Annotated in this window: 20 protein-coding genes; 10 read left to right on the top strand and 10 right to left on the bottom strand. The window is 42.8% G+C overall.

Going from position 1 to position 21,442, the window contains the following annotated elements; all coding sequences use genetic code 11:
* Positions 1–180 precede the first annotated feature (180 nt).
* From MHI27_RS02050 to MHI27_RS02030, 5 genes are all read left to right on the top strand, one after another.
* Positions 181–1,071 carry a TetR/AcrR family transcriptional regulator gene (locus MHI27_RS02050; RefSeq protein WP_405175474.1) on the top strand — a complete coding sequence of 297 codons (891 nt, stop codon included), beginning with the start codon at positions 181–183 and terminating at the stop codon, positions 1,069–1,071.
* A gap of 26 nt (positions 1,072–1,097) precedes the next feature.
* A complete protein-coding gene (locus tag MHI27_RS02045; RefSeq protein ID WP_042193184.1) occupies positions 1,098–1,787 on the top strand; it encodes a response regulator transcription factor in 690 nt (229 codons plus the stop codon).
* Positions 1,784–2,788: a sensor histidine kinase gene (locus MHI27_RS02040; protein ID WP_405175473.1), complete on the top strand. Its 1,005-nt coding sequence runs from the start codon at positions 1,784–1,786 to the stop codon at positions 2,786–2,788. Before MHI27_RS02045 ends, MHI27_RS02040 begins: the two co-directional genes overlap by 4 nt.
* Before the next feature lie 114 nt (positions 2,789–2,902).
* Positions 2,903–3,664, top strand: coding sequence for an ABC transporter ATP-binding protein (locus MHI27_RS02035; RefSeq protein ID WP_076285161.1), 762 nt, complete (start codon positions 2,903–2,905; stop codon positions 3,662–3,664).
* A complete protein-coding gene (locus MHI27_RS02030; protein ID WP_405175472.1) occupies positions 3,654–5,600 on the top strand; it encodes an FtsX-like permease family protein in 1,947 nt (648 codons plus the stop codon). The genes MHI27_RS02035 and MHI27_RS02030 overlap by 11 nt, the downstream gene beginning before the upstream one ends.
* A 58-nt stretch (positions 5,601–5,658) precedes the next feature.
* Here MHI27_RS02030 and MHI27_RS02025 read toward each other — a convergent pair whose 3' ends face one another.
* Complete coding sequence (locus MHI27_RS02025; protein ID WP_339244462.1) at positions 5,659–6,204, bottom strand: GNAT family N-acetyltransferase; 546 nt, start codon at positions 6,202–6,204, stop codon at positions 5,659–5,661.
* Between the two features lie 69 nt (positions 6,205–6,273).
* Positions 6,274–6,945, bottom strand: coding sequence for an O-methyltransferase (locus tag MHI27_RS02020; protein WP_405175471.1), 672 nt, complete (start codon positions 6,943–6,945; stop codon positions 6,274–6,276).
* Positions 6,946–7,325: 380 nt separating this feature from the next.
* Between MHI27_RS02020 and MHI27_RS02015 the strand changes: the two genes are divergently transcribed.
* Positions 7,326–8,222 (top strand): LysR substrate-binding domain-containing protein, encoded by an 897-nt coding sequence (locus tag MHI27_RS02015; protein ID WP_379424919.1) that lies wholly within the window; start codon positions 7,326–7,328, stop codon positions 8,220–8,222.
* Between the two features lie 439 nt (positions 8,223–8,661).
* On the opposite strand, the gene MHI27_RS02010 is transcribed toward MHI27_RS02015, so the two are convergent.
* Positions 8,662–9,846: an MFS transporter gene (locus tag MHI27_RS02010; RefSeq protein WP_405176686.1), complete on the bottom strand. Its 1,185-nt coding sequence runs from the start codon at positions 9,844–9,846 to the stop codon at positions 8,662–8,664.
* 243 nt (positions 9,847–10,089) lie between these two features.
* Between MHI27_RS02010 and MHI27_RS02005 the strand changes: the two genes are divergently transcribed.
* Positions 10,090–10,665, top strand: coding sequence for a TetR/AcrR family transcriptional regulator (locus MHI27_RS02005; RefSeq protein WP_076300086.1), 576 nt, complete (start codon positions 10,090–10,092; stop codon positions 10,663–10,665).
* 82 nt (positions 10,666–10,747) lie between these two features.
* Here the strand turns inward: MHI27_RS02005 and MHI27_RS02000 are convergent, their stop codons facing one another.
* From MHI27_RS02000 to MHI27_RS01990, 3 genes are all read right to left on the bottom strand, one after another.
* Positions 10,748–11,230 (bottom strand): NUDIX hydrolase, encoded by a 483-nt coding sequence (locus tag MHI27_RS02000; protein WP_076300085.1) that lies wholly within the window; start codon positions 11,228–11,230, stop codon positions 10,748–10,750.
* A gap of 33 nt (positions 11,231–11,263) precedes the next feature.
* Positions 11,264–12,979 carry an ABC transporter ATP-binding protein gene (locus tag MHI27_RS01995; RefSeq protein WP_405175470.1) on the bottom strand — a complete coding sequence of 572 codons (1,716 nt, stop codon included), beginning with the start codon at positions 12,977–12,979 and terminating at the stop codon, positions 11,264–11,266.
* Positions 12,980–13,289: 310 nt separating this feature from the next.
* The gene (locus MHI27_RS01990; RefSeq protein ID WP_405175469.1) at positions 13,290–15,542 is read right to left on the bottom strand and encodes a beta-L-arabinofuranosidase domain-containing protein; all 2,253 of its coding nucleotides are present in this window, start codon (positions 15,540–15,542) and stop codon (positions 13,290–13,292) included.
* A gap of 145 nt (positions 15,543–15,687) precedes the next feature.
* On the opposite strand from MHI27_RS01990, the gene MHI27_RS01985 reads away from it, so the two are divergent.
* The gene (locus MHI27_RS01985) at positions 15,688–16,581 is read left to right on the top strand and encodes a helix-turn-helix transcriptional regulator (RefSeq protein ID WP_405175468.1); all 894 of its coding nucleotides are present in this window, start codon (positions 15,688–15,690) and stop codon (positions 16,579–16,581) included.
* Positions 16,582–16,653: 72 nt separating this feature from the next.
* Here the strand turns inward: MHI27_RS01985 and MHI27_RS01980 are convergent, their stop codons facing one another.
* The 3 genes from MHI27_RS01980 to MHI27_RS01970 all read right to left on the bottom strand — a co-directional run bounded on the left by MHI27_RS01980 (position 16,654) and on the right by MHI27_RS01970 (position 19,031).
* A complete protein-coding gene (locus MHI27_RS01980; RefSeq protein WP_405175467.1) occupies positions 16,654–18,210 on the bottom strand; it encodes a sigma-70 family RNA polymerase sigma factor in 1,557 nt (518 codons plus the stop codon).
* 85 nt (positions 18,211–18,295) lie between these two features.
* Positions 18,296–18,625 carry a carboxymuconolactone decarboxylase family protein gene (locus MHI27_RS01975; RefSeq protein ID WP_405175466.1) on the bottom strand — a complete coding sequence of 110 codons (330 nt, stop codon included), beginning with the start codon at positions 18,623–18,625 and terminating at the stop codon, positions 18,296–18,298.
* 1 nt (position 18,626) lies between these two features.
* Entirely contained in the window at positions 18,627–19,031 is a 405-nt protein-coding gene (locus MHI27_RS01970; protein ID WP_405175465.1) for a tautomerase family protein, read from the bottom strand.
* Between the two features lie 110 nt (positions 19,032–19,141).
* Between MHI27_RS01970 and MHI27_RS01965 the strand changes: the two genes are divergently transcribed.
* Entirely contained in the window at positions 19,142–20,047 is a 906-nt protein-coding gene (locus MHI27_RS01965; RefSeq protein ID WP_405175464.1) for a LysR family transcriptional regulator, read from the top strand.
* Positions 20,048–20,107: 60 nt separating this feature from the next.
* On the top strand, positions 20,108–20,626 hold the full coding sequence (gene infC, locus MHI27_RS01960; protein ID WP_339244450.1) for a translation initiation factor IF-3: 519 nt from the start codon (positions 20,108–20,110) through the stop codon (positions 20,624–20,626).
* A gap of 108 nt (positions 20,627–20,734) precedes the next feature.
* On the opposite strand, the gene MHI27_RS01955 is transcribed toward infC, so the two are convergent.
* A complete protein-coding gene (locus tag MHI27_RS01955) occupies positions 20,735–21,436 on the bottom strand; it encodes a histidine phosphatase family protein (RefSeq protein ID WP_379424910.1) in 702 nt (233 codons plus the stop codon).
* Positions 21,437–21,442 lie beyond the last annotated feature (6 nt).

The following is a 21,442-nucleotide window of genomic DNA, read 5'->3' as shown; positions in this document are numbered from 1 at the left end:
CATTCTATAATCATACTAACGGTTCAAAATTGAACTCGTGTTATAATCCGGTGTAGAATATATTACTCCCTTATTTCTCGCTTGGCAAGACAAAAATCACTTAAAATTGAAATTGTATTAAGTGGAAATATACGCTAGTCTATATTGGAACAAAGAGTTCAGCTTAAAGGGGCACCTCAGATGATAAATAAACGAAAAGAGCAAGTGGTTCATAAAGCGCATGAATTATTTATTGAAAAAGGCTACCACGCCACATCCATTCAGGATATTTTGAATCATAGCCGGATCTCCAAAGGATCTTTTTATAACTATTTCCCTTCAAAAGGGGATCTCTTTAAGGCTGTATTTACGTCCATTCACGATCGACTTGAAGAAGGGCGAAATTCCCTGCTCATAGGTCAAGATCCTTCTGACATTAAGATATTTGCCGAGCAGATTCAGCTGGTCATGAAAATCAATAAGAAAAATAAATTGTTACAGCTCGTAGAAGATGCTTTGGTCTCCAATGACCCAGACTTAATAACGTTTATCAAAAAAACAAAGTTCAGCCTCCTTACCTGGGTACATGAACGTTTCCTTCATATTTTCCCTGAGGATAAGAAACCCTATTTACTGGACGGAGCCATCATTTTTACAGGAATTCTGCAAAATATGCTACAAATCAACAGTGCTATGAATGAAGTCATCACCTCTAAGCAAATCATTGATTATTGCACTACGCTTATCCAAACCATTGTTGAAGAAGTAAGTCAAATGGGCATTCAACTCATCTCACCAGAGCATGTGGGCAAATTATTACCCGCAGCGGAATATAGTGATTTTTTCAATAATGATTTGTCCTTTGCAACCATCAGCTTAAAAAAAGTAATAGAGAGATCATTTACAACTGGTGATGCGAACCTCACTAATTATCTAAAGCTGTTATACTTTATCCAGGAAGAAATCATGAACAACAAGGAACCGAGACAGTTCTTAATCGAAAGTGCTCTACTATCCTTAAGGACATGTCCTAATCTAAATGAAGCCAAAGAGTTTAAGCATTATCAGGATGTATTATCTAAAATGCTGTAAAGCTAACTAAAAGTGTGGTGAAGCATTTGTTCAAGCTATTATTAATCGAAGACGATTCAACGCTGTTTAATGAGATCAAGGAGCGACTTACCCAGTGGTCTTATGATGTGTATGGCATTCAGGATTTCAGCAATGTCACGCAGGAATTTATAGAGATCAAACCTGATTTAGTCATCATCGACATCCAATTACCTAAATTTGATGGGTTTCATTGGTGCCGAATGATTCGTTCCCACTCTAACCTTCCGATTATCTTCTTATCATCCCGGGATCATCCTACAGATATGGTAATGTCGATGCAGCTTGGAGCCGATGACTATATTCAAAAGCCCTTCCATTTCGATGTACTCATTGCCAAAGTACAAGCGATTCTTCGGCGCGTCTACAATTACAACACGGATAACCTTGAGCTCAAGACATGGTGTGGAGCAACCGTGGATTATGAGAGAAATGTATTGACGCATGATATGGGATCGATTGAGCTTACGAAAAACGAGATTTTTATATTGAAATTGCTTATTGAGAAAAAAAATAAAATCGTCACCCGCGAGGAATTAATCAATAGCTTGTGGGATGATAAACGTTTTATAAGTGACAACACCCTTACCGTCAACGTAAACCGGCTGCGAAAAAAGCTGGATGAGATAGGCTTGGGTAGTTTCATTGAAACGAAAGTAGGACAAGGGTATATGGCCATCGAAGAGGAAGCACTATGATTAAAAAGTATCTCTTGGAAAGAAGTAGCTGGATCCTACTAGTCCTCTTTACCAATCTTTTTATACTTTTTGTCACCTATATGGATTCATCAATCCCATTCTCTTCAGTTCTCTATCTGGTCTCCTTGTCGATGCTTTTTTTTGTGATGTTCTTAATCCTTCGCTATCCCAGAGAAACCAGGTTCTATAAAAGCTTGGTTGAGCGAGATGATGATCTGGATGTAACGAGTATCGCCACCCCCGAAAGCCCGTTTGAGCATATTATTGAGGAGAGTATTATCAATCAAGCTAAATGGTTAAAACAGGCAGCCTCGAACAATCAAATGACGTTAGAACAGGAAAAAGATGAACTATTATCGTGGATTCATGAAGTGAAGACCCCTCTGACAGCGATGCATCTAATGATGGAGCGAATCGAAGATGATGTAATGAGGAAACATCTGACCTATGAATGGCTGCGCATACATCTTCTGCTGGATCAACAGCTACATCAAAGGCGAATTCCCTTTATCGAAAATGATCTGTATATAGAACATATCGATTTAGAAACGCTTATTTTCGGGGAGATTAAGACGTTGCAATCCTGGTGTATTCAGAAGGGAATCGGCTTTGAGCTGAACTTGGAAGTAGCTGAAGTGCTTAGTGATGCCAAATGGCTGGCTTTTATTATCCGACAACTACTAACCAACGCCGTAAAATATAGTGAGGCTTCAGATATTACAGTGAGTAGCTATCAGCAAGCTGAGCATATCGTTCTTGAGGTGAAGGATGGTGGGCGCGGGATAGATCCAAAGGATCTGCCTCGGATATTTGATAGAGGATTTACTTCCACCACCGTGCATCGCGACAATGCCGCCACAGGGATGGGATTATATTTAGCCAAAAAAGCGGCGCAATCCTTGTTGATGGTCATCGGAGTTGAATCGAGGCCCGGATCAGGGACGACGTTCACTTTAACCTTTCCGCTTAAAAATGAATTTGTGAAGCTCTCAAGCGTGTGACAACAATGTCACATGCTTTTTTATTTTGTTCGGGCAATCGAAGGATAAGAACGGCAAAGCCTTTTATAATAAAGCTATACAAAAAGAACGAGTATAAAAAGGGAGTGAATCATTATGGCAATTCTTGAAGCCACTAAAATTCATAAAAGCTACGGAAATAAATTAAACAAACAATCCGTGTTGAGTGGACTAGATATTTCTATAGAAGAAGGCGAATTTGTTGGGATCATGGGCTCTTCCGGTTCAGGAAAGACCACCCTGCTTAACGTTCTCTCGTCAATTGATCAGATCAGCAACGGATCGATTACCATTGAGGGTACTGAAATTTCTAATATGAAAGAAAAGCAATTAGCTGAATTTCGGAAAAATCATTTAGGATTTATTTTTCAAGAATACAATCTCTTAGATACGCTGACGGTGAAGGAAAACATCCTGTTACCTCTATCCATTACCAACACCCCTAAGAAAATTGCCAATGAGAAATTCGAAAACGTCGCGAGGGAGCTGGGGATTTTAGAGTTGAAAAATAAGTACCCGAATGAAATCTCTGGGGGTCAAAAACAACGCACCTCTGCAGCCAGAGCCTTCATTCATGATCCAAGCATTATTTTTGCTGACGAACCTACAGGAGCCTTGGACTCTAAATCTGCTTCTGATTTGTTAAACAAGCTGAGTGAACTAAATCAAAGACGAAAAGCAACGATCGTTATGGTTACACATGATCCAGTGGCAGCTAGCTATTGCAGTAGAGTTATTTTTATAAAGGATGGTACGATCTATACGCAATTAAATAAAGGAGAACAATCAAGACAAGTCTTCTTCAACGACATCATAAAAACACAAGGTGTATTAGGTGGTGTGCAGAATGAGCATTAATGTACTGATGCTTCGAAATCTGCGAAAAAACATCAGAAATTACTATCTGTATGTATTTGCTCTCGTTTTTAGCGTGGCCTTATATTTCGCCTTTGTTACGTTGCAATACGATCCCTCGATGGATGCAGTAGAAGGCTCGATCAAAGGTGGCGCAGCAATCAAGGCTGCCTCGGTCTTACTGGTCGCGATTGTATCCATTTTCCTGTTATATGCAAACACTATCTTCATCAAACGCCGGGGAAAAGAAATTGGTCTGTTCCAGTTAATAGGGATGACCAAAAGTAAAATATTCCGAATCCTTTCGGCAGAGAATTTCATCCTATATTTTGGTTCTTTAATTCTAGGAATAGCCGTGGGCTTTTCTATTTCCAAATTAATTCTTATGATTCTTTTTAAAATAATGGGGATCGATGCGATAGCATCCCTTCGTTTTTCTACCCCAGCCCTGGTTCAAACGCTGATCGTATTCTTTGTAATCTATCTTTTGATCATGCTGATGAATTATGGATTTATTAAAAGACAAAGCATTCTATCCTTATTCCGGGTGACCTCAACCACAGAAGGCAACGTGAAAAAGCTGTCCTTCTTTGAAATGATTATAGGGATCGTTGGGATTGGATTGATTCTGCTTGGCTATTCGATTTCATCCCGATTATTTAGCGGAGACTTAACATCAATGACTGAGCTATCTATATCCATGATCACTATTCTGGCTTCAGTTATCATCGGGACTTATCTTTTTTATAAAGGCTCGGTAAGCTTTATCTTTCATCTCATTCGTAAAAAGAAAAACGGGTATCTGAATATTAAAGAGGTGTTGTCTCTCTCCTCCATTATGTTCCGAATGAAATCAAATGCCGTACTGTTAACCATCATTACAACGGTATCAGCTCTGGCGCTGGGTTTATTATCCTTGAGTTATATTTCTTTCTACTCTGCTGAGAAAAGTGCGAAGCTCTATGTTCCGTCAGATTTTATTCTTACGGATATCCAGGATGCTAAACAATTTAAAGAGGCATTAACGACTGAAAATTTGCTGTTTACGGAAAAAATAACCGAAGTCATTCAAGTGGATGTAAATATAGAGAAGCTTCTGGCAGAAAATTCCAAATCGCTCGGTATGATGTCGAATAATATGACTCTTCCCGTCATCAGTGAAAATTCGCTGGAGGGCATTGATCTATCCCCGGATGAGGCCTATTTTACGAAGACAAGTAGTGCAATGGAGAATCTGATTTCTATGAAGGACCAGGGTGGCATTGAATTCAAGGGACAACATGAAGTCATTCCGCAGTTTTATAAAAGAATTGATATGGAAGCCCCCGTTTTATACAATTTCACAGGTGGTGGCTTACCCCTTGCTATTGTAGACGACACGACCTTTGAACGCTTAAAGAAGGATCTAGATCCAGCCCTTCAAAGAAAGTCCTCTCTTAATATCGGCATCGATATGAAAGAACGGGCAAGCGTTGAGCAGGCTAATGAGCTTTTTCAGAACATGAAATTTGCAAAAGGCCACATAAACGACTCTCAACTGGAGACGATGAACAATCAAAAGCAAACTATGGGACTTATCATGTTTATCGTGGCCTTTCTGGGGTTAACGTTCCTGATTACCTCTGGATGCATTCTTTACTTTAAACAAATGGATGAAAGTGAGAATGAAAAGCCCAACTACACGATCCTCAGAAAGCTTGGTTTCACGCAAGGGGATCTGCTTAGAGGGATTCAGGCGAAACAATTATTTAATTTTGGGATTCCATTAGTCATTGGATTGCTTCACAGTTACTTCGCCGTAAAATCAGGATGGTTCTTCTTCGGTACAGAGCTCATGACACCGATGATTCTGGTGATGCTGCTATACACCGCTTTGTATTCGATTTTTGCAGTGCTATCCGTGTTCTATTATAAAAAGGTAATTAAAGAGTCACTTTAAAAAAAGAGGGGTTCCACAAGCCAGCATGGCTTAGGAACCCCTTGTTGTTATCATACCTCTATCTCCTATCTTCATATTCAATTCTAGTTAACCCGTAAAAGACTATATCCTCGAATTTATCCCATTTTAAAATATGCCGTTTAAATTCCCCTTCAAATCTCATTCCAGCTTTTTTCATAACGTTAGAGGAGGCAGGATTTCTAGTCATTGCCGCTGCCCATATTTTATTTAATGCGAGGTCTTCAAATCCAAAATCAATTAATCGCTTAGCTGCTTCAGTCGCATAACCATCTCCCCAAAAAGATCTTCCTACCCAATAAGCAAGCTCACCTCTTTGATGCGATTTGTCTATATTTAGACTCATACAGCCTATTAAGGTATTACTCTCTTTACTAATTAAAGCAAAAGGAAATCCTTCCCCTTCGTCTGCGCTTTTCCTACAGGCACCAATCCAAGATTCAGCCGCTCCATCAGGGTATGGATGAGGAATAGACAGCGTTGTTCTAGCTACTTCTATATCCCCAGCAAGCTCTTGAACTTTACTTGCATCTGTGGATTGAAACGGTCTTAGTATTAACCTTTGTGTTTCAAATGTAGGTTGCATAGAAAGTACCTCTCACTATTGGATTTTCAATAGATTATATTACAATTGTTGGATATTGCAATACATATATCAGCTATTCACAATCCCCAATACGAAACCATCATATCCTTTACTTCCCACTGTCTGAATGGCAGTAGCCGAAATCTTAGGCTCTTCAGCCAACAGATCATAAAATTCCCGTACGCCTATTACACGAGGATCTTTGCTATTCTTGTTAATGATCTCGCCTTCACGAATCACATTATCGCCTATAATCACCGTACCAGGCCGGGAAAATTGAAGCGCCCACTGTAAATAGTTAGGGTTGTTGGGTTTATCGGCATCAATGAATATAAAGTCAAAGGGTTCCACACCCTCTTGTTTCATCTGAGACAACTGCCCCAAAGCATCGCCTATACGAAGTTCTATCAGATCATCTACCTGAGCAAGCGCGAAATTGGCCCCAGCCACCTGAGCATGCGATGGATCTAGCTCCAAGGTAACGATATGTCCGTCAGACGGGAGCGCCCTTGCCATCCAAATTGTACTGTACCCACCCAAAGTGCCAATCTCCAGAATCCGGCGTGCACTTTTCATTTGAACCAATAGGTTAAGGAATTTGCCCTGACTAGGTGAGACATCAAAGGGCGGCAGCCCTGCCTGTTGATTCGCGGACAACACTTCCTCCAGCACGGAGTCCTGCGGAATTAAGCGCTCTGTAATGTACTGATCGACTTTATCCCATGTAGTCGGTTGATTCATATTTATCACTTCTCCTTTGAAATAAAATTTTCATTTCCACAATTAGGGATCGGTCGTAACTACGAGGAGTGTTTGGACTTCCGGCCGCTGTTGTCTCCAGATTTCTTCGATTAAAACCACTATTCTTGGTTGAAATCCGTAGACAAAGGCGGTCGCTGACGCTCCTACAGTTCCAAACCTCCTCTTCGGTACTCCTTTTCCCTAACTAAAGATTTAAGTCCAAAATATAAGTTCATATTCAACTTCAAGTTCAAATTCAACTTCAACTTCAACTTTATACCTGTATTGTAAATCAGTTATAATCATAAATATAATATATCTTTAAAACTAAACTATATATTAAATATATGAATTAAACGATAGCAGATAGGAGCTTAACCATGAATCTACACGCCTTGCGCTTATTCCATGTAATCGCATCGACAGGAAGTGTGACACGCGCCTCCGAAACTTTAAATATCAGTCAGCCTGCGATTACGGCTCAGATCAAGAAATTCGAAAAGGAAATATCCTTCACCCTATTTAAGCCTCAAGGTAGAGGAATTGCTTTAACGGATGCAGGTGAAGAGCTTGCCCTACTCGCGAAAAGACTGTTCGCCGTTGAACAGCAGATCGAACAATTTGCTCAAGATTACGTAAACGGCACGAATGGAAGTATTCGTCTAGCCGCGACGTATTTGCCCGCTCATTTCCTTATCCCTACCTGGATCGCAAAGTTCAAGCAACAATATGAGCAAGTGGAAATGGTGATTACTACCACCAATTCAAGCGATGCCCTGAAGCAGCTGTTAAATGTAGACGTGGATATGGCGATTTACGGAGGGATTACCGAGGCCTATCCAGATACGATCCGGACAGAAGAGTTATTTCAGGATGAGTTATGGTTTGTGGTCGCACCCCATCACCCCTATGCACATCAGCGAATTTCTTTATCCGAAATGATGAAGGAGCCCTTTGTCATGCGTGAGGAAGGGAGTTCGACGAGAGAGAGATTATTATCGTTATGCCGTACATATAATACGCCAGCTCCCACGATCTCTTTGCAGTTTAATGGACTTCATGAAGCGATTCAAGCCGTTATCGCCGGGTATGGCGCCAACTTCGTCTCTTCACTCGTTGTTCGCGAATATGTTGAACGTGGAGAGTTATGCCGAGTTTATGTTGAAGGCATACATCTGAAGAATAGCATTGCAATCTGTACGCGAAAAAATGAACCATTATCCGCCTCGGCGGCAAACCTTATTCAAATGATTCGCCAAAATCCTTATACGATGTAGCATTAATGTTTATGGAGGCTTATCGGAATCGAGGCAGGGAAGCATCCTGGAGCATACTTTTCGCTGCATACCTCTCGCTGGAATAGTGAAAACCTGCAATAGTGCAGCTTTTTGTACAGGCATCCTCATCATGCAGACCAAAAACTGCAAATGTGCAGGAAATATCATCACAAATGGCTTGAAAGCTTCTTCTAGCACAAAAATAACTGCAGATTCGCAGGAATAAGTGCTTCAGCTCTCCACGTATTATAAAAAGATGTACTTTTGCAGGTTTATCCACCGATATAGTTACTAATTAGTCAATCATCACATTTTGAGCAACACTGTGCTGATTATGTCCTCGAGCCAACCTATATTTACGTAAAAAAGACTGCTCTCCGGGCTGACTATATCCAGCCCGGAGAGCAGTCCTTGTAAGTACCGGCTTTATTGGAACGCCTTACGCTTGCTTCTTCTCCGTTAAATAGTACAAGAAGGCCAAGATCGGCAGCGCCAGACCGATCAAGCTGGTCAGACTCCAGCCCCCGTACGCATATGCCCAGCCGCCTAGTGAAGAGCCAACGGCTCCGCCTACAAAAAATATCGCCATAAATAATCCGTTTAAACGTCCTCTCGCCTCGTTGCCAAGGGAATAAATTGCCCTTTGTCCAAGCACCAGATTACCCGATACCCCCATATCCAGCATAATAGCTGCTGCAACCAGCAATCCGAGCGTCACTCTTGAATCATTCTGAAACAAGTAAGCAAGAAGAAAAGCCACAGCTGCCAGCACAAACGCAAGTCCGGTCAAAGGGCGGGTCCAGCCCCGGTCAGCCAATCTCCCAGCGATGGGAGAAGCGATAGCCCCAGCCACTCCGGCTAGCGCAAACAAGGCAATGCCTTGCTGACTTAAATGATACGTATCGGCCAGATGCAAAGAGACCGTCGTCCAGAACAGGCTGAAAGCTCCAAACAGGCTAGCCTGATAAATCGCCCGGCGGCGTAACACTGGCGTACTCTTCAGTAAAGTACCTAGAGAACGGATCAATCCGCCATAATTCATTGTAGGCACAGGTTGACGCTGCGGCAGCACACGGGACAATAGAAGTGTTAATAAGGAAATCACTACGGCGGATATGGCATAAATCGCATGCCAACCCCACAATCCAGAGACAAAGCTGGCCAGTGGCCGGGCGAACATAATACCGAGCAGCAGCCCACTCATTACATTACCGACCACCCGGCCGCGCTGCTCTTCAGCAGCCAGAAAAGACGCATACGGCACAAGAATCTGGGCAGCTACGGAACCGAGACCAATGAACAGGGATGCTCCCAAAAAGATCGCTGCATTCGGAGCTAGTGTGGCTGCTACCAGTGATACCACCACCATAGCCAGCGACACCACTGTCAGGCGGCGATTCTCAATAATATCGCTAAGCGGTACTACGAACAAAAGTCCAAGAACGTATCCTACCTGGGTCAAAGTTACAATCAGACCCGCTGCCCCAGAAGAAAGCTGCGTAGCTTGGGCGATCTGTCCGATCAGGGTTTGGGCGTAATACAGATTGGCCACAATTAGTCCGCAGGAGGCCGCTAATAGAAATGTAATCCATCCAGGGATCGTCTTTCCTTCCGCATGCTCCATCGCTGAATTCACTGAACTTCCTGAACTTACAGGATTCATTCGTCTTCCTTGATTCATAAGATCTCCACCCTTCGATTATAAATACTGAACGTACCGTTCATTAATTAATTTAAATATATACTGAACGTTCAGTTTTGTAAATAGGCGATTGGCTACTTCACATAACCTTTTGTATAATGAACGTATAGTTTCTTTTTAGATCGCAAGTTAAATAAAGGATAGATTAATCGGGAGGGATCTCTGATGGATAAAAAAAGAGGACGGCCGCGCAATAGCGAAGCCGAGGCTTCTATTCTGGCAGCATCGTATGATTTACTACTAGAGACTGGATTTGGTGCGGTGACCGTAGAGAAAATCGCGGAACGGGCCAAGGTAAGTAAAGCGACCATTTATAAATGGTGGCCTAACAAAGCAGCTGTGGTCATGGACGGCTACCTCTCTGCAGCATCCGCAAGATTGCCAGTGCCGGACACCGGTTCGGTCATGGACGATATTATGATGCATGCCACAAACCTGGCTAATTTTCTTCGCAGCCGAGAAGGAAAGATCATTACCGAGTTGATCGGCGAAGGTCAATTTGATGCCGGCCTTGCTGAGGCCTATCGTGCGAGGTTTTTCGCTCCCCGTCGCCAAGAGGCACGACAGTTGTTGGAGCGTGGGGTGACCCGGGGCCAATTAAAAGCGGAACTGGATATTGGGATCACGATTGATCTGCTGTATGGACCGATATTTTATCGGCTTCTGATCACAGGGGATGAGCTAGACGAAGCTTTTGTGAAATATTTGATCACCTCTGCCTTTGAGGGCATCAAAGCATAACGAGCATAAACGCCTTTGGCGAAACTTATACTTTCTTATATTTTAAAAAGCCATCCTTTGCAGGATGGCCTATCACTTATATTTACACCGTTCGATCTAAGTTAACTTCAAACGTGTCTCCAGTTACATAATCCATATACCTCGTATTCCCATCGTAATCCAAATAAGCTTGATAGCGGGTACGAATAGCCGGTTGTGTAATCCAATCAAGTACTTTCTCTTTTGCCATCCACATCACTTCAGAGGTTTCCTCCGAGGTACATAATTCCCCACCCACAGGCTTGCAGATAAAATCAAACATAACCTTGGTAGGAACATCGGTTACACCGTCATACCATTTATGAATGCCTGTATTGGAATACACACCAATCAATTGAGATACCGTGACGTCTATTCCACTTTCCTCTTTAATCTCTCGAATTAATGCATCCACCAGGTTCTCTCCGACCTCTACTTGTCCACCAGGAAATACCCATCCACCATCATGAGTCTTTACTAAAAGGATATCTCCTTGTTCATTTTCTGCGAATCCACCTGCCGCTACAATATGTGTTGGCCAAGCCATAGAATGCACCTCTTTTTAGAAGAGGTTAACAATTTAATCAGCATTTGTAAACGATATTTTTCTATTCCATAACGCTTTAAAAGCTTCGCAATGCTCTATTAAATCATCAAACTTTCCTTCACCCACGACCGAGCCTTGGTCCACTACCAGTATCTTATCAACGTCTTTTATAAAATTTAGTCGGTGGGCAACAATAACGATGGTTTTATCCTTAAATTCCTGTAAAATCGTCTCCATGAGACTTTGCTCCGTGATATTATCAAGTGCAGAAACAGGTTCATCTAGAATTAGAATGTTTCTTTTCTGAGCAATGATTCTGGCAAAAGCTAATCGCTGTCTCTCCCCGCCTGATAATTTAACCCCTTTTTCACCTACCAAAGTATCTAAACGATCCGGTAATTGGCTTACCTTTTCCTGCAGATGAACCTTTTCCAAAATCTCATACAACTCTTCATCGGACAAGGAATGCTCATCAAATATAATATTGTCCCTAATCGTAGCGTCAAAAATCGGCGTGTCTTGTGATAAGTAAGAGATATGATCATAGTAGCTATCCAGATGGATCTCATCGATATCCTTACCGTCCAATAAGAGTTCACCTTTGTCCTTTTTTAATAAGCCTACGATTAACTTAATCAGAGTTGATTTCCCGCCCCCACTTAATCCGACAATAGCAACCGACGTTCCTCGCGCGATCGAAAAGGATAGATTATTCAAGATCTTCACTTGTCCATAATCAAAAGATACATCCCTAAATTCAATATTACCGTGGATCTCAGTGATAACTTCTCCTCGTTCTAGATTCTTATCTTCTGGGGCATGAATAAACTCCTCAAATCTCTTGTAGGTCACTCTATTCAGTCTGTAATCTACAAAGAGGACATTGAAGATAGCAATCGGTGAATAAATCTTATCAATAAACATAAACAAAGCGACCACAACACCAAGTGACGTCTCACCTGCGACAATGCTTTTCACACCGTAAATTAAGACAACGACTTTAATAATCGTGACAAACAACTCGAATATCGCGAAAAAAGCTTCATGGATCATTTGTAACTGAGCATTTTTTTGAATGATAGTGCGTGCAGTCTGGCTTAATTTATCGATCTCTTTCTCATATCTTTTGTTCGTTCGGAAAACGACTAATTCCATAAATCCACGGATAGAGAATCTGGACATCTTTTCTTGTTCCTCTAGAATGGCCGCCTTCATCGCATACAGAAATTTCAACAGCAGATTCGTTATCAAAAAGACGACCACGTAGCCAGCAGCAATCACTACCATGATCCTTAAATCATAGAAGCTGATAAAGATAAGACTGAACAGAAGAGTGGGCAATAACTCATGTAATGTTTTGAGGAAAAAGGAGAAAATCATGCTGTTTCCAGCTGCTGCTCCATTCTCGATCACTTTAATCATCTGACCTGTGCCCATATCCTGATAGGCTTGATAGTCGATTTTGGATATTTTAGATAGTGCAAGTATCTTTAACCTCTCCGTTATACTGTTCGATAAATACACACTTGGGTATTCGTCCACATAATTTAGGATCACCACCCCAGCCAGCAAAAGGCCGTACACCAAGATTAAATTAAATATCTCACCAAAGCTGTTGATCACCGTGACCTTGTCTAATATTTTTTGAAACACTACAATGCCTAAACTACTCAGCAGTTGAATAGTAAAACCCAATAAAATATAACCGCATATCCACCATTTCAGGTGAGCTAGACTCTTTTTCAACATATCGTTAATCCCCTATCTTTTAATTGAATGCAAAAAAGCCAGGCAACCCCACCATCCAACTATTAAAAACCATCCACAATTAAACGGTTCTCAAAGTTAAATAGGTTAAGTGCCTGGCTCTATACAAAAAGCTGCCTATGGCACCGTTCAAAGCTCTAGTTAATGTAATCAAAAGGGTAGACTCCCCCCTTGATAGCTGGTACGCGTTTGACCCAGCCCGATAACTAGTTACTTCGAACGATACGGAAAGACATCCATTTCACCCCAATTAAAAGAATTGTTCCTATTATAATTCTCTAATCCATATATTTCAAGAATTACGTTTGACGATACGTAGTCCTGCCACTTGGCCCACCTTATGTCCTTCATGCGAAGCGAACTTGATCGTAACCGCTGAGTTGCTGCTCGTGATCGTCTGCGGAAGCTCGTAACGAATCGTCTCCAGCTTGTTCATCTCTTCAGACTCAAGGACGCCTAGCCCAAGTTGTTCACCATCTGCCGTAATATCGAAAGCCACCGAAGTATCGTTGGACTTCAAATACGTTACCACCAGATCCACTTGCTCCTCTGGCAAGACTTCCATCGTGAAGGAAAACCAGCCATTGATCCAGCTATCGCGATACTTGCGGTTGTAGATTTTGCCTAAGCCTACATACTCTCCTTCGAAGTTATGGTCACGTTCAGGTTGCATTTCAGCAGGTTGTACCGAATCGACGGTTAGCTGTTCAAGCAGCAAGTTATTCTCCACGGCTTCGCGATATTCAACTTCTATCAGCTTCCATTCCTCCGGCGTAAACAAATCCCAATACACAGAATAACGATGATCATGCATAGGGTAGAATGGACGAAGCTCATGGTCTCCTGGATATCCTAAACCTTTCATCCGGAACACATTTTTGCTAACGTTAGACTGAATCAGGCTGTCCGTTAGTGTCTCGCGATCTCCGATTAATACAGAAGCAAGGGCGCGATCACTGCCTAGCTCAGCATTTATAGGTCCAAAATCACCTGCAAGCACAAGCGGTCCATAGAGGAATGCAATTCGGTTTGGATTATCCGGCATGGACTCGATTCTTACCGACATCGGAATATCATATTCGACAACGTCTCCATCCTGCCATACTCTATCCAAAGCTAGGTAGCTGGATTTGCCCACATTCACTTGAATGTCTTCACCATTTACTTTAACGCTCATGCCTTGCTCAGCCCAGTAGGGGTATCTTAGCTTCAATGTGAATTTAGTTGGTTTCTCCGTGCTGATACGCAGGGTGCCTAGTCCCTCTTCAGGGAACTTGGTCTCTTGCTTCAAACTAATGCCTTGCTCTTTCCAAGTCACTGTTGAAGGTACGTACTGATTCACATACAGCTCATCTTCACTATGGAAGTAAATCGCCGAGCCATACATAGAATGGCTTTCCATTCCTGAGCCTACACAGCATGTAAAGCTCTCAAACTGGGAGTTGAACGACTTATGTCCACCCATTTCGAGGGATACAAAATAACACACACGTCCATCAACCGGCTCCTGAGAAGCTAGGATATGGTTATACATTGCACGTTCGTAGTAATCCGCATATGCGGCATAAGCATCCCACTGGAACATATGCTTGGTCAGCTTCAACATGTTGTAGGTATTACACGTCTCACATGACCCCTCTCCCAATCGGTCGTTCAGCTTATCCGGTTCGCCGAAATGCTCATTATAGCTGTTGCCGCCAATCACGTACGAATGATGATTCACGACCCGATCCCAGAAGAAGCGGGAAATACCTGCATAATGCTCCTGCCCTGTTACCTCATATTGTCTAGCAGCTCCAATGATTTTTGGAATCTGTGTATTAGCATGTCTTCCAGCTAGGGTATCTTTTTCTATAGCAAGATCATTTAGCACTTCCCCATGATAAAAGCTTTCCGCTAACGTGAGGAAACGGTCATCACCAGAATCCTCTGCCAAATCTGTGAGGACTTCATTCATACCGCCGAATTCACAACGCAGCACCTCTTGGATCTGATCTTTATTCAGCCCTGAAAAAATATCCTCAAGCCACATTCCAAGCTTCGTTTCCATAACGAGCGCCTTCTGATTTCCGGCCAATCGATAAGCATCACGAAGACCCGCAAACAGCTTATGCATCGTGTACAGCGGTACCCAGCCACCGTTGAGGTCAAAGCCCTGTGAGCGAATGTCGCCTACCTTCACTTCCTCAAACAGCTCTTTGCCACGAGGAATACCGGAAATGAAGCCATTACCATGCGCATTCTGACAATGTTCCAATTCGTCTACTACATAATTCACGCGGGTGAGCAGCTCTTCATTCCCTGTAGAGGCATACATTAACGCACATCCAGAGATATAATGGCCTAACGTATGGCCGCTAATGCCTTGAGATTCCCAGCCTTCATAGTGAGCAGCCTTAGGCTCTAAGCCAGCATATTGACGAAAACGCGACAGAAGCCGATCTGCCTCAAGCTTGAGTAAATAATCCGTATTTAACTCCATCGCATGGAGAAGTGGACCTGAATCAATGCGTACATTCTGCAAATCAAAAGCTTGCGTCTTCAATGAAATCGCTCCCTCGCAATCTTGTCAGGGTGATATGACAAGTGTATATTTGTATCCATAAGATAACATCGGAACGTTGATTTGTCGGTAGATCAGCCATACAAATGGTGGACAAATCCGACTTATTAATTGCTAGGAGGACCGCATGACCTATTTGAAAATAAATGCAGATACTCCTGTTCATTTTACTGCGGCAGGTGAATTCATCTCAGAAACGCCATGGAAACATGTGGAGCGTGTTATGGGGAACTACGAACTAATCATTGGCGTGAACGAAACGGTATATTTGAGTGAGCAAAACAAACAATTTGAAGTAGGCCCTGACGAAGCCCTTTTGCTTATGCCTAATCGCACGCACGTCGGCTATAGAGAATCACGACCCGGGGTTAAGTTTTATTGGTTTCATTTCGAGCTGAAAAGCGAGGGTTTATTGCTGAGTGAGGAGGAAATGAAGCCTGAGGCGGAAGAAATCTTTTCGCGCACACAGCGCTTATGGTCCGTACATGATCTATATCTACCACAGTTCATAAAGATCGAGCACAGTGACCGGATTCATATCCTGGCGAATCAAATCCTCCATGTGGCTAACTCAGGATATTTGACCTATTCCAGTGTTAATTATTTGTTGACCTCACTCTTAATTGAGCTATCTGAGCATGCGCTTCAGCCGTTCGCCAGTAAGCTAATCCGTGCGCAACAAGATGTCACCTTTGTAAAAATAGCCGAGTGGACAAGAATACATGCAAGTGAACCTCTTACGGTGGCAATCATCGCGGAGAAATTCAATTACAACAAGGATTATTTAGCTCGGCTATTTAAACAACATACCTCGATGGGGCCCTTGGAGTATATTCATTCAGTACGTGTGACTAAAGCGAAGGAGCTGCTAACCAGAACCGCCCTCAGCGTGAGGGAAATCGCGACAGAGACGGGGTTCACCGATGATAAATATTTCATGCGCCTCTTCCGAAAATACGAAAACATGACACCGACCCAATATCGTAACGCCTATCATAAGACGTTTATGAATAATGATTGAAGAAAAGAAGCTGCCTCTAAGTAGCATTCACTACTTTTGAGACAGCCCCTTCTCTAACTAACAAACTTTAAATTATTGAATCGTTTGCGAAGAAGAATTCCAGCGCCAGCGCGGAGTCGATCCTTGCAGATGCACCCCTCCATACCATTCATCGATTCCTTTTTTCTGAACCCAGTCTTCATTTCCAGCCAATACACTTTTGCCTAGCTCGGTTAATGCAAGCTCGCAGTCTTTGAATGGCATTACTGGATCGTTATAACCAGGAAAATCATTGAACCCATGGGTTTGCAGCAAAGGGTACGGGCGTTGTGCCATCTGTCTTAGAATATGCCAATATTGCAAATCGCCCATGCCTAGTATATGAAGCTTATCTCCCACATTTTTGAACAACCCGTAAGGGGAATTCATTCCAGCATGAATCATCTCCAGAGTCATCTGTTCAACAATACCAAGTCCATTAGAGGTCGATGGGAACCGAGATAAATGCGCTATGAAGGCGTCATGTGCAAATGGCAATGCGGATGTATCCTTAGTTAGTAGCTGTTGTAATGATTCTGGATTCGGTGATACATAGGCTTCCCAGAGTTCTTGGCCTACCTTTAGCTCCTTGTCGCCGATTAACTTCCACGTTCCTGATAAAGTCTCCATTTGCTCTACAGATAGTTGTCCAAGTCCTCGAAACAGCTCAATGCCGGGATATTCTCCAATGCACAATAAACTTAGCTTCGTGGATCCCTTCTTCTGCTTCGAGAACCAATGGAGCAAATAGCACAGCATCGTCTGATCGAATAGATCATGCTCGAACCATAATACAACTTCATCATATTTATGAAAATCAGCTAAAATCTTCTCTTGCCTCTCACTATTTTCAATAAATTCCTTCTGCGGAATCCCCATCGTTTGTTCTAAATAATGCGCTCTTACTAAGCGGTTATTCTGTTCCGCAGGCTCTAAAAAGACCGGCCCATGTGAGTAGACCTCTCTCCAAACTAATACATCCCCTTGTACAATTCCCTGACGCAGCTTCTCTCCCACTACATCTCCGTTTACAATATGAAGCACACCTTTTCCTCCTTCGTACAAATGATTGAACACGGAGAGGACATCCGCAACAGGTAGCGCACCCTTAAGCTTGCGGCGAGCATCAAAGAGTCGTTTCTTCAATACCGGGACTGAAGTCCCCAGAAAGTCAGCAATCTCTTGAAGGGAATATCCCTGAAAATAATATAATTGAACGGCGATCCGCATATTGGATGTCAATGCAGCTATAGACTCGTGAAGCAGTAGCCGCGCTTCTTTTTTCTCAATAATGTCTGTCACATTAAATGAAGATTCTCTCGATTCCACTGCTTCATCGTAAGGTACTGCAGGATGCTGCTTTCTTCGCAAGATACGATAACATTGCCGCACCACAATCGCTTTAAACCAGCCCGGGAATGCCTCTACTGCTCGTAATTTATTCAAATGCAAAAAGGCTTCTGTGAAAGCTTCCTGCACAGCATCTTCCGCTAATTGATAGTCACGCAGCTTTTCGAACGCAACTGCATTTGCCATCGGTGTAAAGTGCCTAACAATCTGTTCAAAAGCTTGTCGGTCTCCTTGTTTAGCCTCTTCGATATACTGAAGCATTTTCTCCCCCGCTCCCTTCTTCCGTATTATATACAAGTGCCAATGAAGTTCCTAAAGGTTACGGATGGGATTGAAAAGTCAGACGTTATTTATTTTTTCCTATTACATCCTTTGCAACCTCTAGAGCTGAAGAGGCTCGCGGCCAACCTACATAAAAAGAAAGGTGGGTGATGGCCTCCACGATTTCTTCAAGTTGTAAGTCGTTCTCTAAAGCCAAGCGCAGATGATAGGGAAGTTGTTCCGTCATGCCTCCCATCACCAAAGCAGAAATCGTAATCATGCTACGATCCCGAAGTGATAATTGCTCCCGTCTCCATAAGTCCCCAAATAACACATTTTCCGAGTAGTCGACGAATGCTGGAGCGAACTCCCCTAACGATTCCCGTACATTTGTGACGATTTTCCGATGCGCCATATTACACCTCCCTAACCGGAGGTTGTAGCATTTGAGCAACACCGTTACCAAACGACCAATCTTCGAATTCCGTGTCGACGAGCACAATGAATATATCTTCTTTTCTGATGTTTAGCGTCATCGATAATTCCTCGGCTAACATCGCGTAAAAGCTTGTTTTCTGCTCCGTCGATCTTCCGGATTTCAGCGTAACTTGGATATATATCAGTCCGTCGCTTCGTTCAATATTTAAATAATCTTTACTATAAAAAAATCCCCCCGCTTTATGCGCATGAAAAACCTGAAACATATCCTCCTCCGGTACATGGAAATGCTGAATTAACGCGCTCATAATCGCTCTGCATATTCCTTCTAGCTGATGATTGTCGTATTGTTGCTCCAGATAACTGACTCTAATGAATGGCATTTTAATTCACTCCTTCTTTGGAATTCTTTTATTGTACTCTCAGTATTTTGATTTATATAATTGAATAAGATAATAATCTTAATCAATTATACCGATAGAGGTGACAATCGATGGATCTAAAAGAACTGATGGCTTTTAAGACCATCCTTCAAGAAGGCACTTTCTCACGTGCTGCCGAAAAGTTGAATTATGCGCAGTCTACCATTACCAACCAAATTCAAAGACTTGAAAAAGAACTGGGCATACAACTCTTTCACAGAGGCTGGGAAGTAGAACTGACAAGTGCTGGGCAAGTTTTTGCAGCGGAAATCGATAACCTTATTCAACATTGGAACTATGTATCAGAACTCACCAAGGCTTTACAGCATGACGAAATTGGCACACTCCATATCGGAGGCATTGAATCCATGATGGAATCCGTCCTACCGAACGCCTTGGGAAAGTTTCATGAGCAAAAACCCAAAATGGAATGTAACTTCATTCAGGGTAACACTGATTCGCTCTCACAACTTGTTCTACAAAGTGAACTGGATTTCGCCATCTGCGGTGAGCCGTCCGACCTGTCTTTCTTTTATTTCGAACCGCTCTATCACGAGAAAATCGCTTTTATAGTAGATCACAATCATCCTTTAAGCGGACGAGACAATATTTCATTTCGAGAAATTCTTGAATATCCAATTATAGCTGGAGGACACACTTGCTTATATTATCTTCGGTTAGCTAAGCAATTTTCGAGATTCGAATTAAAGCCCACTCTATCCACCATAAGTCAAATTTCTGCTATTCCTCATTTTATAAGAAAGAACCCTGGGGTGGGGGTAGTGCTTGATTCGACAGCTTTAATGACAGATATCGTAAAAATCGATGTTGAACTAAGCGAGCCGTTCATTCAAGTGGGTATATTGCAGCGGCGCAACCGAGAATATCTAGCAACATCATCAAAAAAACTATTCATACAAATCATAAAAGAGGAAATTGAGAGGATTAGTAACGCTAATCCTACGCTCAATATTTGAACCTCAAGCTAGTTCCATATATGATAGCTATATCATTGTTCTCAGGGAGGATTCACCCAAGTGGCTGTATTAATTAACGAACAAATTAGAGCATCCGAAGTAGTACTTACTGGACTTAGAGGTGAGAAGCTGGGGATTGTGTCCAGAGAAGAGGCGCTGGCCATGGCTCGTTCAGCAGGTGCTGATCTGGTATGCACCTCACTAATGAGCAGCCCACCGCCCTGCAGCCTAACTGCAAAGGGCAAAGCAAAAGCGGCCGCGCAGAAAGAAGCAGCCTCAGCACGCAAGGCTAGTGGTGGCTCAGCAGTAAAGGGCGGCAGCAAGGAGAAGGTCAAAGAGCTCCGCTTCACGGCTCATATTGAAGAGCATGACTACGATACGAAGCTCCGTCAGGCTGAGAAGCATCTCCGCTCCGGCAAGCCGGTGCAATTAGTCGTGAAGGCATCCGGCGCCAAAGAAGCGGCTGCCTCCAAGGCCGTATTGGAGCGACTAGTGACTGACTTGAAGGAAGTTGGAACGAAGGACACTGGCATCCAGACAGGCGGCAAAGGTTCACAGGTGAAATTAAATCCACGGTGAAGAGTGGCCTATTCGCTCCGATCAAATAGAGCTAGTAAAAAGGCCATCCTCTGTGGGATGGCCTTTCACTTCATAGGCAATGTTCTTACTCACTCTTAAGCATTCACTTTAAACATGATTGCCCATTAATCCCCTCGGGCGATAGTTCATGCCGCCAGCATAAAGGTGGGAGACATCTCCTAGTCCAATACATCTAGGAACCGCAAAGTGCTCGCTGCGCTCTTCAAACAAGATCGTCGTTACCGAGCTTGGCGCTAACCAAAATACGGACCAAGCCAAAGCTAAAGGAATCTGTAATAAATGAGCTAGCCATGCGAGACCAAAGCCACCATGGCATACTACTCCAATCTTCTTGGTAGAAGGCTCAAGGATCCGATACAGGCCATCTTCTCTTTTATAATGGTGTCGGAGTAAGAATTGATCTGAAGCCGCTTGTAATTCGCTGAACCGCAATCTGTATTCCTCTTGCTTCAACCAATGATCTGTTTCATCAGACCATACTCTCTTTCCACTCGATAGTTCGCTAATATGTTCTCCGGGGCTATCCCAAATAGACGACAATTGCCCATCTAACATAATCTCTGTCCAATCCAGTTCACAAGTCCAAGGTTCTGTCTGAATTACAAGTCCCGTCTCTTTGGCCACATAACTGGCTGTTGTCTGTGCTCTACCCAGTGGTGAAGCATATAGTTCATCCAGACCGATAGATGCCATGCGTTTTCCTAGTGCTGCTGCTTCCTGATGCCCGAATTCTGTTAGACCATCTATGGAATAGTCCGGATCACCATGACGAATCAGAAATATTTGCATAATAAT

Origin of the sequence: Paenibacillus sp. FSL H8-0261 (genome assembly GCF_045040645.1) — a bacterium.
GTDB lineage: Bacteria > Bacillota > Bacilli > Paenibacillales > Paenibacillaceae > Paenibacillus_AQ.
The sequence above is the reverse complement of the archived record's forward strand: the minus strand, read 5'-3'. Positions and strand labels throughout refer to the sequence as shown.

Bases quoted from the DNA above. Each gene is read 5' to 3' on its own strand.
- MHI27_RS02050 (WP_405175474.1), top strand. From the start codon at position 181: ATGATAAATAAACGAAAAGAGCAAGTGGTTCATAAAGCGCATGAATTA.
- MHI27_RS02040 (WP_405175473.1), top strand. From the start codon at position 1,784: ATGATTAAAAAGTATCTCTTGGAAAGAAGTAGCTGGATCCTACTAGTC.
- MHI27_RS02035 (WP_076285161.1), top strand. From the start codon at position 2,903: ATGGCAATTCTTGAAGCCACTAAAATTCATAAAAGCTACGGAAATAAA.
- MHI27_RS02030 (WP_405175472.1), top strand. From the start codon at position 3,654: ATGAGCATTAATGTACTGATGCTTCGAAATCTGCGAAAAAACATCAGA.
- MHI27_RS02025 (WP_339244462.1), bottom strand. From the start codon at position 6,204: ATGCAACCTACATTTGAAACACAAAGGTTAATACTAAGACCGTTTCAA.
- MHI27_RS02020 (WP_405175471.1), bottom strand. From the start codon at position 6,945: ATGAATCAACCGACTACATGGGATAAAGTCGATCAGTACATTACAGAG.
- MHI27_RS02015 (WP_379424919.1), top strand. From the start codon at position 7,326: ATGAATCTACACGCCTTGCGCTTATTCCATGTAATCGCATCGACAGGA.
- MHI27_RS02010 (WP_405176686.1), bottom strand. From the start codon at position 9,846: ATGGAGCATGCGGAAGGAAAGACGATCCCTGGATGGATTACATTTCTA.
- MHI27_RS02005 (WP_076300086.1), top strand. From the start codon at position 10,090: ATGGATAAAAAAAGAGGACGGCCGCGCAATAGCGAAGCCGAGGCTTCT.
- MHI27_RS02000 (WP_076300085.1), bottom strand. From the start codon at position 11,230: ATGGCTTGGCCAACACATATTGTAGCGGCAGGTGGATTCGCAGAAAAT.
- MHI27_RS01995 (WP_405175470.1), bottom strand. From the start codon at position 12,979: ATGTTGAAAAAGAGTCTAGCTCACCTGAAATGGTGGATATGCGGTTAT.
- MHI27_RS01985 (WP_405175468.1), top strand. From the start codon at position 15,688: ATGACCTATTTGAAAATAAATGCAGATACTCCTGTTCATTTTACTGCG.
- MHI27_RS01980 (WP_405175467.1), bottom strand. From the start codon at position 18,210: ATGCTTCAGTATATCGAAGAGGCTAAACAAGGAGACCGACAAGCTTTT.
- MHI27_RS01975 (WP_405175466.1), bottom strand. From the start codon at position 18,625: ATGGCGCATCGGAAAATCGTCACAAATGTACGGGAATCGTTAGGGGAG.
- MHI27_RS01970 (WP_405175465.1), bottom strand. From the start codon at position 19,031: ATGCCATTCATTAGAGTCAGTTATCTGGAGCAACAATACGACAATCAT.
- MHI27_RS01965 (WP_405175464.1), top strand. From the start codon at position 19,142: ATGGATCTAAAAGAACTGATGGCTTTTAAGACCATCCTTCAAGAAGGC.
- MHI27_RS01955 (WP_379424910.1), bottom strand. From the start codon at position 21,436: ATGCAAATATTTCTGATTCGTCATGGTGATCCGGACTATTCCATAGAT.